The organism is Candidatus Binatia bacterium, assembly GCA_029243485.1.
Classification (GTDB): Bacteria; Desulfobacterota; Binatia; order UBA12015; family UBA12015; genus VGTG01.
Window position 1 is genome coordinate 13,981 of record JAQWRY010000025.1, and the last position, 13,381, is coordinate 27,361.

Sequence of the window (13,381 nt, forward strand, 5' to 3'; positions counted from 1 at the left end):
CTCCCGCCGAAGCCTTGCAGTTGCGCACGATCTTGCGAATCACGTGTACGCGACCACGCATCAGCGTGGGAAGGCGGCTGCCACGCCTCCGTCGACAGGCAGGGTCGCGCCCGTGGTCGGAGTCTGATTCGAGGCAAAAAAGACTACAGCGCGGCCTACATGGGCTCCAGAGATTATCGCGTGAAGTAGGTTCCGCTTCCGGTAGTGCTCCTGGAGCTCGTCCGCTTCGATGCCTTTCGAGGCAGCGCGGTCAGCGCCGATCTCGTTCCACAATCCAGAACGTGTCTCACCCTCTGAGAATACTGCGTCAGCATTGATCATGTTGACCCGGATACCGGCCGGAGCGAGCTCGATGGCGGCGACCTTGCCGAGTTGGTGGCCCGCGGCCTTGGAAGCGCTGTAGGCGCCGAAATCCGCCCCCGGCCCGAACACGTTCTTCGAGGCCTGCACGATGATGTTGCCGCCGGTCCCCTGCGCGCGAAGCACCCGAGCGCCCGACTGCATCGTGTGAAAGTAGCCCCCGAGGTTCACGTCGATCACTTTGTCAAAGCGCTTGGGGTCGGTGTCCACCAAGGACCCTACGTGCGCGATTCCGGCGTTCGGCACGACGATGTCCACGCCGCCGAACTGCCGGCTCGCCTGGTCGAACGCCGCCTCCACCGACGCCGGGTCCGTGACGTCCATCTTGACCGTCGAGCAGCCTGCACTCCCCGCGATCTCGGCGACGCGTGCGTGCGCCTTCTCGAGCCCCGCTTCGTCGATGTCGGCGAGGACCACGTGCGCTCCTTCACGCGCGAGCTCGAGACACACCCCGATGCCGATGGCTCCGGCCGCGCCGGTCACGAGAGCCACCTGACGTGACAGCGACTTCTCGACCGCCTTGCCGAGCTTCGCCTGCTCGAGGCTCCAGTACTCCATGTCGAAGAGATGGCCGTCGTCGAGCGCTTCGTAGCTCCCGGTGCGCTCGGCCTGCGATTTGATGCGCAGCGTGTGCTCCGTCAGATCCCCTGCGATGCGCGCGTCCTTTGCGGATTTCCCCGAACAGAACACACCGATGCCGGGCAGGAGCACGACGCGCGGGTCGGCGTCGAGCTTCGTGCGTTCGATCTTCTTCGCAGCGACCTGCGCGTCGAAATACGCATCGTAGCGCGCGCGGAACGCGTCGATCGCGGCGCGCAGCTGGTCGCGGATCGAGTCGTCGTCCCCGGAGAGATTCAGATCCGGCACGAATACCGGCGTCGCCTTGGTTCGAATGACATGGTCCGGTGTAAGCGGTCCACGTTCCGCGAGTGCTGCTGCGGTTGGCTCCGCGAGCAACGCCAGAAGGTCGTTCGAGACGCGGTAGTCGAGCACCATCCGTCGATACGGCTGATTCGCCCCGGGCGTTGCGGTCGCGAGAAGGCCCCGGAGAATGGGGGCCACGCGCGACGCACGGGCCTGCGCCTCTTGGGCAGACGCGACCGAACTGCCGACCGAAATCGGCTTCGCCTTCAACGCGAGGAACTTTTCGGCGCGATCGACGACTTCGATCGTCCGCTCGTAACTCGTGCGCGCGTCGCCGGCGAACGTGAACAAGCCGTGCTTCAGGAGGACCATGCCCTCGGCCTCGGGCTGCTTCTCGAACATCTCGGCCGCGAGTTTCGCGAGGTCGAATCCGGGCATCACGTACGGGACCAGCACCAGCTTGTCGCCCAACGCCTCAAGTACGAGATCGGCGCCGCCCGGCTGATTGGTCAGCGCGAGGATGGCATCCGCATGCGTGTGATCGATGAACGTGTGCGGAAGGAACGCGTGCAGCAGCGTCTCCACGGACGGGTTCGGCGACTTCGAATCGAAGAGTCGGATGCGCTGCTGATTCACCATCTCCTCGTCGGAAAGGCCGGGCAGCGATCGCAGGGCACGCAGAGGCTCGAGGGCCAGGGCGGGTAGTCCCGGAGGCTCGATTGAATCGAGGTCCCAGCCGCTCCCCTTCACACACAGAGCGTCTACCTTCTCGCCTAGGACCGTCTCCTTCACGATCTTCACCGACGTATTGCCGCCCCCGTGCATCACGAGGTCCGGGTCCTGGCCGATCAGCCGAGAGGTGTAGACCCGCAGCGCGAGGGGCTCTCCCCACTGCGCATAGCGATCTCGATATTCCTGGGCTTCGGTGTCTGACCAGCGGCTCTGCATGGAAACTCTCCTGGATGTTCTCTTGAGATGCTGATGGACTGTCGGCGGTCACGCGCCCCGCCGTGAGCGCCCTACCGGCGCCCCTTCTTGCGGGGCTCCCGCCTGCGCTGCTTGCTGCGCGGCTCCGGGGTGGTCGGCGCCTGCCGATCGTTCTTGGCAGCGACCCGGATGCGAATGCGAAGCGGCACCCCGATTAGCTCGAACTCCTCGCGCAGGATGTGTCGCAGGTAACGCTGATAGCTCTCGGCGAGTTCGCCGCCACGGTTCAGGAAGAGGGCCATCTCCTGGGGCGCTCGCCGGATCTGGGCCGAGTAACGCACCTTCACCGACTTGTTCCGCACGAGCGCCGGGGGCTGGTTCTCGACGGCCCGGTGCACCAACTCGTTCAGGCGGGGCGTCGGGATCTTGCGGCGATACCCCTTCACGACCATGTCGAGTGCCTGGTAGAGCGTGCGCATCCCGGTCCCCTCGAGCGCACTGATGCGCACGAGCGGCAGCGGTGGCCACTGAGGAAGACGGGCCGCGATCTGGTCGTGGCATTGTTGCGCAGCGAGCTGCGGCGCGAGATCGACCTTGTTCACGGCGATCACGAGGCCACGGCCACGTCTCCAAGCGAGGTCGGCCAACCGCATGTCCTGGTCGGTCACGCCGACCGTCGCGTCGATCACGAGGACGGCGACTTCCGTCCGCGCGAGCGCGCTCAGCGACGAAGACGCGGCAAAGCCCTCGATGTCCTCGACGATCCGGCTCGGCCGCCGGAGTCCGGCAGTGTCCACGACCAGGTACGTCTCTCCACCGTGCTCGATCTCGACGTCCAGGGCATCGCGCGTAGTCCCGGGCTTCGGGTCGACAATGGCGCGATCGTAGCCCACCAGCCGATTCAACAACGACGACTTACCCGCGTTCGGCCGACCGATGAGCGCGACGCGCGGGGGCCCCGTCGGCTCGGGGTGCTCGGGCTCTTCGGCCCCCTCCAACTCGTCGTCGAATCCCGGCTCGGGTTCCGGCTCGGGCTCCGGTGGCGTGAACGGCGAAACCTGAGCGCCAACCGCCGCCACGCACTCCCAGAGTTCCCCCAGGCCACGGCCGTGCGCGGCAGAGACTCCGACAATCTCGTCGGCCCCGAGAGCGGCGAACTCCGCCAGGCGACTCTCGTGCTTTACCTGGTCGATCTTGTTCACGGCGTAGATCACCGGCTTGCCCAGCGTCCGCAGACGCCGCGAGACGGCCTCATCCGCGGCCGAGAGCCCGCCCTGCCCGTCGAGCAGATGGACGATCACGTCCGCATCCGCGAGGACGACGTAGGTGCGGTTGTGGATGCGCTCTCCGAGGCTGCCGCTCAGCGGGGCCTCTTCGATACCGCCGGTATCGATGAGCTCGATCCGCCGACCGTCGCGTTCTATCTCGGCGCGGTTCTCGTCCCGCGTGACGCCGGGCGTATCGTGAACGATCGCCTTGCGACGTTTCAACAAGCGATTGAAGAGCGTCGACTTGCCCGCGTTCGGTCGGCCGGTGATCGCGACGATCAGCGGCCGTGCTTCGGTCGTCATAAACCCAGCTCCGACAGCGCGCGTTCCCTGGTGAACCACCGAGCGTCTACCTTCACGTGGAGGTCGAGATACACGCGCACGCCCAGGAAGCGCTCGAGCTCCAAGCGGGCGCGCATCCCAATCTCCTTCAGTCGCGAGCCCTTGTCACCAATCACGATGGCCTTCTGAGACTTCCGGCCAACCAAGATGGAGGCGGCCACGACGACGAGGTTCTTCCCCTCGCGCTCCTCGAAAGCCTCGACCTGCACCGCGCATTGGTAGGGAACCTCTTCGTGAGTTCCGAGAAGCAGCTGCTCTCGAATCATCTCAGCAGCGAAGAACCTCTCCGGGAGATCCGTCTGCGCGTCCGCCGGGTACAGCGGCGGCGAGACCGGCAGGCCTTCGCGGATGGTACCGAGCAGGTCGTCGACGTTCTCGCCCGTCTTCGCACTGATCGGGACAATGTGCCGCCCCGGCGCGATGTCCGCGAGCTTCTGCATCAACGGCAGGAGGTCGGGCTTCTTCGCGCGATCAATCTTGTTCACCGCGACCACGAGCGGCCGCGACTCAGCGGTAAGATCGCGGCCGACCTTCTCCTCCGCAGCCGCAACGCCGGATTCCGCGTCGACAATCCATACGACGACGTCGGCATCCGCCGAAGACTGCTGCGCGACCTTATTCATCCGCTGGCCGAGGAGGTTCCGCGCATGGTGCAGGCCAGGTGTATCGACGAAGAGATACTGCGCGTTGGGGCGCGACTCGATCCCGAGGATCCGGTTCCTCGTCGTTTGCGGCTTCGGTGTCACGATCGCGAGCTTTCGCCCGAGAACCTTGTTCAGCAGCGTCGACTTGCCGACGTTCGGCAGCCCAATCAGGGCGACGAAGCCCGCACGGTGTTCTTGTTCACTCATCGGATCCTGAGCCCTCTCCTGCCGTTCGTTCCGCATCGAGGAACTCGAGGGCCTCGCGCGCCGCGAATTGCTCCGCGAGCTTTTTACTTCCACCGGTTCCCGTTCCGAGAACCCGACCGGATAGCGCCACGCGACTCTCGAAAGCCTTCGCGTGGTCCGGGCCGGTCGTACCCAGAAGTGTGTAGTCCGGCGCACGCCGAAAGTCCCGCTGCGTCCGCTCCTGCAGGCGAGTTTTGTAATCTCCCAGATCGTCGTCCGATGCCTCGTCCAGCGGTCTCTCTATCTCACCGGCGAACGCCCGGAGCACGACGTCGGTCACGGCCCCGTATCCCCCGTCGCGGTAGACCGCTCCCACCACGGCCTCGAACGCTCCCGCGAGAATGGACGTCTTCCCGCGCCCACCGGTCTTCTCCTCGCCCCGCCCCATCGACAAGCAGGGACCGAGCGACAGCTTCTCCGCCCGCGACGCGAGGGATTGGGCGTTCACGAGGGCGGCCCGCCGCCGTGAGAGACGTCCTTCATCCGCATCGGGCCACGCTTGGAACAGGAGGTCGCTCACGACGAGCCCCACGACGGCGTCCCCCAGGAACTCCAACGTCTCGTTGTGCTCGCCCTGCCGTGCGGTGGCCGAGCAATGGGTCAACGCGGCGCGCAGAATCGGCTCTCGGGAGAACCGGTAGCCCAGACGCCCTTCGAGGCCGGCGCGCAGCTCCGGATTTAGTGTGCGATCCATCCGCCCCCCAGAACGCGTTCCCCGTCATACCAGACCGCCGCCTGGCCGGGAGTGACTCCGGGCGTCGGCTGGTCGAACTCGACGCGTGCCGTCTCGCCATCGACGTGCACCGTACAACTGACCGGTTCGTGACGATGTCGAAGCCGCACGGAAGCGCGCCCGGGGCGCGGCGCATCGGTCCAGCGGACGTCACGCACAACGAGGCCGTCTCGATCGAGATCCGTCCGCGTTCCCACCACGACCGTCCCGGTGTCGCCGTCGATGGCCGTGACGAAGCGCGGCTCGGAAGCCCCGCCGCCGAGCCCTCGTCTCTGGCCCACCGTGAACTGATGAATGCCGTCGTGACGCCCGATTTCGTGGCCGCCGGCATCCTGCAGGACCCCGGGCCGTCGTTGCTGCGGGTCCAGTTCCCTCTCGACGAAGTCGCTGTAGCGCTCGCCCGCCACGAAACAGATGTCCTGGCTCTCGGGCTTGTTCGCGACGGGAAGCGACAACGCCTCCGCGACCCTACGGACCTCCGGCTTCTCGAGACGCCCAACGGGGAACAGCGTCCGTCCGAGCTCCTGCTGACCGAGCGTGAAGAGAAAGTAGCTCTGATCCTTTGAGGCGTCGCGACCGGCGTACAGCGCAAAGACGCCGTCTTGCCGCCGGATCCGCGCGTAGTGCCCGGTGCCCACGGCGACCGCGCCGACGGTCTCCGCGTAGTCCCAGAAGGCGTCGAACTTCACATCGCGGTTGCACAACGTGCACGGGTTCGGGGTTCGGCCCTCCGCGTAGCCGGCCACGAAGCGGTCGATCACCTTCTCCTGGAAGACGTCACGGAGGTCGACGACATAGTGCGGGATGCCGAGACGCTCGGCCGCGCGCCGGGCGTCGTCGAAATCGTCAAGCGAACAGCAACCGCGGTGTCCATCTGCCCGCGCGGACGAGGTGCCGAGCCGCATCGAGACTCCCACGACGTCCAGTCCGGCCCCTCGCAGCATCGCGGCGGCAACGGCGCTGTCCACACCGCCCGACATCGCAGCAACGACGCGCGCGCCGGGAGCCAGATGCTCGGAGCCGATCTCGCTCGGATCCAACGCACGGCCCGCGACGGCGCCGAAGGCCTCGGCGATCTCTTCAGGCCGCATCGTGCGCCCCCGCGGCCCGCGCGGCCCTCTTGTCGCGCGCCGCGCAGACGACGTCCACGACAATACGCGCCGCAGCCTCGGCGTCGGCGCGTTCGAGTTCCGGCCCGAACGAGAGCCGCAACGCACCCAAGGCGACATCGTCGTCGCATCCGATGGCACGAAGCACGTGCGACGGCTCCGGGGCCGCTGCCGCGCAGGCGGAACCCGTGGACACCGCCACGCCCTGAAGATCGAGAGCGACCGCCAGCGCATCCCCTCGCAGGCCGGGAAAGGCGACGGCAAGCGTACCGGGCAGACCGTCCGCCGTACCGAAGCGCTCGATCGGAGCGGCGGCCCCGCTCACGAGGGCCCAAACCGATTCCTTGATGGCGCGGACCCGGGTCGCGTACGCCTCGCGCTCCTCTAAGGCCAGTCGCGCCGCACAACCGAAGGCGACGATACCTGCCGCGTTCTCCGTGCCGGCGCGGCGCTCGCGCTCTTGGGGCCCGCCAACCAGGAGCGCCTCCGGCGTCACGTCTCGACGCAGCACGAGCGCGCCGATGCCCGCCGGAGCACCGAGCTTGTGCCCCGAGATGCTCAGCAGATCGACGTCGGCCGCGGCCACGTCCACGGGAAGCTGGCTGACGGCCTGGACCGCATCACTGTGCACGCGCGCATTCGGATTCGTCTCGCGGACGGCAGCGACGATCTCTGCGATGGGTTGGACGGCGCCGATCTCACCGTTCGCCCAACCGATGCTCACGACCGCGGTCTCGGGCCCCACGGCGTCCGCCACCACGCTTGGCGTGAGGACGCCGTCTGCGCCCGGAGACAGCATCGTCACGACCGCTCCCTGGCGGTGCGCCGCCTCGGCGGACGCGAGAACCGACGCGTGCTCGGCCGCATTCGACACGATTCCATCTCCCGAACGGGCGAGACCCCGGACTGCGAGGTTGTTCGCCTCGGTGCCGCCGCTCGTGAACACGACGTCGGCCGGCTGCGCGCCGACCAGGCGGGCGACGGACGCACGCGCCTCCTCGATCGCAGCACGCGTTCGTCTTCCGGCCGAGTGTAGGCTCGACGGGTTGCCCGCCGGCGTGCGAAGCCAGTCGGCCAACACCGCAGCGACCTCGGGGCGCACGCGCCCCCCGGCGTTGTGGTCCAGGTACATCGGCCTACTTCTTTAGCAGATGAAGGTCGCCTGGCGCTTCGTCGCCCGAAGCCGGCTCGGCCGCGGCGGCGGCCTCGCCCTGCAGCTCCGTGACCCGCTTTTCGAGACTTTCTATCTGCTCAGTCAGACTCGAGATCGTCCGGACCAGCGGATCCGGGAGGGCCGCGTGGTCGAGACTAAGAAGCGGGCGGCCGCTCTCCGAATGCTGCCCGCTCTCCTTCACGATTCGGCCCGGTACGCCGACCACCGTGGCGTGGGGAGGCACCGAGTCGACCACCACCGAGCCCGCCCCGACGCGGCTATGGCGCCCGATCGTGACCGGCCCCAGAACCGTCGAGCCGAGCCCCACGACCACGTAGTCCTCGATGGTCGGGTGCCGCTTCCCGCGCGTCAGGCTCGTCCCGCCAAGGCTCACGCCCTGGTAGATCAGGACGTCGTCTCCGATGATCGTCGTCTCGCCGACCACGACACCCATCCCGTGATCGATGAAGCAGCGTCGCCCGATTTCCGCGCCGGGATGGATCTCGATCCCGGTCACGAATCGAGCAAAGGACGACATCACCCGCGGGACCAATCGCAGCCCGCGACGCCATAGGGGATGCGCGAACCGGTGTGAGATCAGCGCGTGCAAGCCCGGGTAGCACAGGAGGATCTCCACGACGGAGCGAGCCGCCGGATCGCGCTCGAACGCGACCAGAACGTCCTCTTTCAGTCTAGACCAAATGGGCATCGCTCGTCCCGCTCCACGCGGACTCAGGCGGAGTTCGTCGCAGACGCCGCCGCGGCGCGCTTGTCGTCTTTGTACAGCTTGAAGTCGATCGCGTCCACGAGAGCCTGATAGCTCGCGTCGATGACATTCGGGGACACGCCAACGGTCGTCCAGTGCCCGTGCGAGTCGTGCGACTCGACCAATACGCGAACCATCCCCTCGGTTCCCTGCTTGTCATCCAAGACGCGCACTTTGTAGTCGACCAGACGCATCTCTTCTATGGCGGGATAGAACTTCGAGAGCGCCTTTCGCAACGCGGAATCGATCGCATTCACTGGGCCGTTGCCCATCGACGCCGTATGCTCGAGGCGCCCGTCGGGCCCCCGCACCTGGATCGTCGCCTCCGCGATCGGATCCTCATCCTCGGAACGCTTCTCGTTGATCACGCGAAAACCGACCAGCTCGAAATGGCGAAGCTTCGTCCCCTTGATGGCCTTCTGCAGGAGCAGCTCGAACGACGCATCGGCACCCTCGAACTGGAAGCCCTGATGTTCGAGCTCCTTCAGCTCCTTCAGGAGCGCGGCAACCTTCGGCTCGAGCTCGGCCGGATCGATGCCCAGCTCCTTGGCCTTATAGAGAAGATTCGAACGGCCGGCCTGATCCGAGACCAGAACCCGCTGGTGGTTGCCGACGATCTCCGGCGCGATGTGCTCGTAGGTTTCGGCGTGACGGCGGACCGCCGAGGCATGCAGTCCCGCCTTATGCGCGAAAGCGCTCCGCCCGACGTAGGCCTGCTGCTTGTTCGGCTCACGGTTGGCGAGCTCATCGACGAAATGCGCCAGCTCGGTAAGGCTCTGCAAGGCTTCTTCCGTGACACAGTCGTAACCGAGCTTGAGCTGCAGGTTCGGCACGATTGAAACGAGGTTTGCGTTCCCGCAGCGTTCACCGACCCCGTTTACCGTCCCCTGCACCTGCACGCATCCGGCCTGCACACCGGCGATCGAATTCGCGACCGCCATCTCTCCGTCGTTGTGACAATGGATACCGAGCGGCGTCTCGACCAGGGCTCGCGCCGCCTCGACGCCGGCCGTGATGTCGCCCGGCAGACTTCCGCCTCGCGTGTCGCAGAGGCAGAGCAGCGTCGCACCACCGTCGGCGGCCGCCTTCAGGCACTTGAGCGTGAACTCCGGACGCGCGGCCCACCCATCGAAAAAATGCTCCGCGTCGAAGATCACCTCGTCGAGGTTGGCTCGCAAGTGGCGCATCGTGTCGTGGATGATGTCGAGGTTCTCTTGCTCGCTCACGCGCAACGCCTCGCGCACGTGTAAATCCCACGTCTTGCCGACGACGCAGGCCGCGCTCGTGCCGGCCTGTAGAAGCATCGCCAGGTTGTCGTCCTTGTCGGCTTGGGTTCCAGCGCGGCGCGTCGAACCGAACGCCACCACAGTCGCGGTCTTCAGACCGAGCGCGAGAGCGGGCGCAAAGAACGCCGCGTCGCGCGGGTTCGAGCCTGGCCAGCCGCCTTCGATGTACTGCACGCCGAAGGCGTCGAGGCGTTCGGCGACGGCGAGCTTGGATTCCACCGAGAGATCGACCTCCTCGCCCTGGCATCCATCGCGCAGAGTCGTGTCGTAGATCTGGACCGGCTTCATGAGGCGACCTTCCCGTCGCCCACCAGGCGATCGTGCAGAACTCGCGTCGCGAGTTCGACGTACTTGGAGTCGATCACCACCGACACCTTGATCTCGGACGTTGAGATCATGTGGATGTTGATGCCCTCGGCTCCGAGAATTTCGAAGATCCGCGCCGCAACTCCGGCGTGGCTCCGCATCCCGAGCCCGACGACCGAAACTTTCGCGATGTCGCCTTCGGTGAGCGGCTCTCCGGCGCCGACCTCGGTGCTCACGGCGCGCACGATCTGGAGCGCCTTCTCGACGTCGTTGCGCGGGACGGTGAACGTCATGTCCGTCGTGCCGTCGGCGGACACGTTCTGGATGATCATGTCGACCACGATGCCCTGCTCGGCAATCGGAGAGAAGATGTGCGCCGCGAGGCCCGGCTGATCCGGGACGTGAGGGAGCGTGATCTTCGCCTGGTTGCGATCGAACGCAACGCCAGAGACCAGCACATCTTCCATGTTCGACTCCTCGGGAACGACCCATGTTCCCGTCTCTTCATTGAAGCTCGAGCGCACGTGCACCCGCACTCCGTATCGCTTCGCAAACTCGACCGAGCGGATCTGGAGCACCTTGGCCCCGAGGCTCGCGAGCTCGAGCATCTCTTCGTAGGACACCCGCTCGAGCTTCCGGGCCTCCGGAACGACCCGCGGGTCGGTCGTATAGACCCCATCGACGTCCGTGTAGATCTCGCACGCGTCTGCGGACGTCGCCGCGGCGATCGCGACGGCGGTGGTATCGGACCCGCCGCGGCCGAGCGTGGTGATGTCGCCCGCTTCGTTCACGCCCTGAAAGCCCGCAACGATCGCAGCGCCCCCCTCGTCGAGAAACCCGCAGAGGTTGTCGCCGTCGATCGAGCGGATCCGCGCGCGACCATGATCCGCGTCGGTGTGGATCCGAATCTGATGTCCGAGAAAAGAGCGTGCCCGCGTCCCGCGGTGGTTGAGCGCGATCGACAAGAGAGCCGCACTCACCTGTTCACCGCTAGCGATCACGACATCCGTCTCACGAACTTGGGGCTCCTTACAGATGCCCCCTGCGAGTTCGAGAAGCCGGTTCGTCTCTCCCGACATCGCCGAGACGACGGCGATCACGCGATTCCCGGCATCCACAGTCGCAGCGACTCGCCGTGCGACGTCCTGGATGCGCTCGATCGAGCCGACGGACGTGCCGCCGTACTTCTGTACGACCAAGGGCTTCATGCCCAAGCGCCCCCGAGAGCCTGAAGAGCGATGGCCGCGCGGGCCCCTCGCGCTTCCAGCCGCAGCTGCCGCTCGGTCTCGCCCGGGCCCGGCTCGATCTCGATGACCAACGCGTCGAGGTCCTCGCTGTCGACCAACTGCTCGAACCACTCCACGACCGCCACGCCGTCACCGTCGAGCAACTCCGCCAGCCATTCCGGGTCGGGAGGCGAGTCGCCGTGGCGGTAGAGGTCGATGTGAGCGATCGGAAGCCGACCTTCGTACTCGGCCGCCGTGAGAAACGTGGGGCTATGGACGTCTCGCTCGTCGACGCCGCAGCCACGGGCGATCCCGCGGACGAGCGCGGTTTTTCCGGCACCCAACGGGCCGATCAGACCGACGATCGCGCCTCGACCGAGGACGCCGGCCAGGCGTTCACCGAATCCTTCGGTCTCGCCTTCGGATGTGGTCTGCACATTCACGCTCGCAGCACGATAGCAACCACCCGTGGGTGGTGCACCGGCGCGGGACGCCAAATCCGCCTGCAGCCACGGGCGTGGAAACGCGCGCCGGGTCAGGCAGAGGCCGCCGAATCAGACCTGTGCAACTCCTCCCGAGCGGGCGGAAGCTCATCGGCCAACTCCGACGCGAGAAGGCCCGCACTACCGAAACGCCGGGCGAGGCGGTCCCCGGCGAGGCCGTGGAGGAAGACCCCAAGCCGCGCGGCGTCGAAGGCATCCACGCCCTGGCCCAGCAGACTCCCGATCAGTCCGGCGAGCACGTCGCCCGTCCCGGCCGTCCCCAGGATCGGCCCGCCGTTGAGATTGACCCCGACGCGCCCGTCCGGCGCGGCCACGAGCGTGCCGCTGCCCTTGAGGACGACGACGGCACCGGTCCGCTTCGCGAGATCGAGCGCCGTCCGCCGACGCTCCGCCTGGACCTCCTCGATCGACGCCCCGACCAGACGCGACATCTCACCGGGGTGCGGCGTGAGCACGACCGGCGCGCGGGCCTTCCGCAGAACCTCCGGCCGATCGGCGAGCGCGTTCAAGCCGTCGGCGTCCAGCACCATCGGTACGCGCGCACGCTTCACCAGCGAACTCACCAGACGGGCCACCGACGGCGTGGTGCCGAGCCCCGGACCGATCACGAGCGCCTTCTTTCCCGCGAGACGCTCCGTCCACTGCGCGACGGAGAATCGGTCTTCCACAGCCGACGTCATGACCTCCGGCAGGCACGCCGCGATCAGCGGCTGCACGGCACTCGGGCAGGCGATCGTCACGAGACCCGCTCCGGCGCGAAGAGCACTCCGCCCGGCGAGCACCGCGGCGCCGCTCGTACCGACGGCGCCGGCCACGAGCAGGAGATGGCCGTGCGTACCCTTGTGACCATCCGCCACCCTGCGCGGGAGCAGCGCTCGCATCGAGGTGGTGTCCGAGCCGACCGGCAGCGGCGCCTCTTCATCAAAGGCCTCCTCGGCGAGACCGATCTCCACCAGTTCAAGCTCTCCGACCCACGGCCGCGCGACCGGCAGCACGAGACCGAGCTTGGTGGCGCCGAGTGTGTACGTGAGATCGGCGCGCACGGCGGTGCCGAGCGGCACGCCCCGATCGCCGTCGAGACCCGACGGCAGGTCCACGGCGACGACCGGCGCACGACGTCCACGCTTTGCCTCGCGCGCGTTGATCGCGTCGAATGCCTCGGCCATCGCGCCCTGCACTGGACGCCGAAGCCCCGTTCCCAGAACACAGTCCACGATGAGGCCACTAGCGGCGACGGCCGCCGACAGCTCGAGCCGCACCGTGGTGCTGCGACCCTTGCCCAACTCCAAGGTGCGGCCACGCCGGCGGCGCCAACGGTCTAGGTTGGCTTTCGCATCGCCCGCGATGCGCGAGGCATCCGTCAGGAGTGCGACCCGCACGCGGTAGCCCCGCGTGGCCAGGCGCCGCGCGATGACGAAACCGTCGCCACCGTTGTTCCCCGCCCCAACGACCACGAGAACTCCGCGGTTGCACGCAGCCGCGGAGCGACGGTGGAGCCGGTCCGCCACGCCCTGCCCCGCGCGCTCCATGAGCTCGAGTGACGGCGTCCCAAGAGCGATCGTGCGGGCGTCGAGCCGACGCATCTGTTCCGAAGTCACCAGACGCATGTCGGGTCCTCGCACGGCGGCGCGAGCGAATCCAGCGTTCG

11 protein-coding genes are annotated in these 13,381 nt (G+C 67.2%); all 11 read right to left on the minus strand.

What is annotated here, in order from left to right:
- Positions 1-60: 60 nt before the first annotated feature.
- The 11 genes from P8R42_08580 to P8R42_08630 all read right to left on the minus strand — a co-directional run bounded on the left by P8R42_08580 (position 61) and on the right by P8R42_08630 (position 13,340).
- Positions 61-2,172, minus strand: coding sequence for a bifunctional aldolase/short-chain dehydrogenase (locus P8R42_08580; protein ID MDG2304697.1), 2,112 nt, complete (start codon positions 2,170-2,172; stop codon positions 61-63).
- A gap of 71 nt (positions 2,173-2,243) precedes the next feature.
- Complete coding sequence (der, locus tag P8R42_08585) at positions 2,244-3,722, minus strand: ribosome biogenesis GTPase Der (protein MDG2304698.1); 1,479 nt, start codon at positions 3,720-3,722, stop codon at positions 2,244-2,246.
- Positions 3,719-4,612 carry a GTPase Era gene (gene era, locus P8R42_08590; protein ID MDG2304699.1) on the minus strand — a complete coding sequence of 298 codons (894 nt, stop codon included), beginning with the start codon at positions 4,610-4,612 and terminating at the stop codon, positions 3,719-3,721. Before era ends, der begins: the two co-directional genes overlap by 4 nt.
- Complete coding sequence (gene rnc, locus P8R42_08595; protein ID MDG2304700.1) at positions 4,605-5,345, minus strand: ribonuclease III; 741 nt, start codon at positions 5,343-5,345, stop codon at positions 4,605-4,607. The genes era and rnc overlap by 8 nt, the downstream gene beginning before the upstream one ends.
- Positions 5,330-6,475, minus strand: coding sequence for a tRNA 2-thiouridine(34) synthase MnmA (gene mnmA / locus P8R42_08600; protein ID MDG2304701.1), 1,146 nt, complete (start codon positions 6,473-6,475; stop codon positions 5,330-5,332). The genes rnc and mnmA overlap by 16 nt, the downstream gene beginning before the upstream one ends.
- On the minus strand, positions 6,465-7,625 hold the full coding sequence (locus P8R42_08605) for a cysteine desulfurase family protein (protein MDG2304702.1): 1,161 nt from the start codon (positions 7,623-7,625) through the stop codon (positions 6,465-6,467). The genes mnmA and P8R42_08605 overlap by 11 nt, the downstream gene beginning before the upstream one ends.
- A gap of 4 nt (positions 7,626-7,629) precedes the next feature.
- Complete coding sequence (cysE, locus tag P8R42_08610; GenBank protein ID MDG2304703.1) at positions 7,630-8,349, minus strand: serine O-acetyltransferase; 720 nt, start codon at positions 8,347-8,349, stop codon at positions 7,630-7,632.
- A gap of 29 nt (positions 8,350-8,378) precedes the next feature.
- Positions 8,379-9,986: a citramalate synthase gene (gene cimA, locus P8R42_08615; protein MDG2304704.1), complete on the minus strand. Its 1,608-nt coding sequence runs from the start codon at positions 9,984-9,986 to the stop codon at positions 8,379-8,381.
- Positions 9,983-11,212, minus strand: a complete 1,230-nt coding sequence (locus tag P8R42_08620; protein MDG2304705.1) for an aspartate kinase — start codon at positions 11,210-11,212, stop codon at positions 9,983-9,985. Before P8R42_08620 ends, cimA begins: the two co-directional genes overlap by 4 nt.
- Positions 11,209-11,667, minus strand: coding sequence for a tRNA (adenosine(37)-N6)-threonylcarbamoyltransferase complex ATPase subunit type 1 TsaE (gene tsaE, locus P8R42_08625; protein MDG2304706.1), 459 nt, complete (start codon positions 11,665-11,667; stop codon positions 11,209-11,211). Before tsaE ends, P8R42_08620 begins: the two co-directional genes overlap by 4 nt.
- A 98-nt stretch (positions 11,668-11,765) precedes the next feature.
- Positions 11,766-13,340 (minus strand): NAD(P)H-hydrate dehydratase, encoded by a 1,575-nt coding sequence (locus P8R42_08630; protein ID MDG2304707.1) that lies wholly within the window; start codon positions 13,338-13,340, stop codon positions 11,766-11,768.
- Between the last annotated feature and the right edge of the window lie 41 nt (positions 13,341-13,381).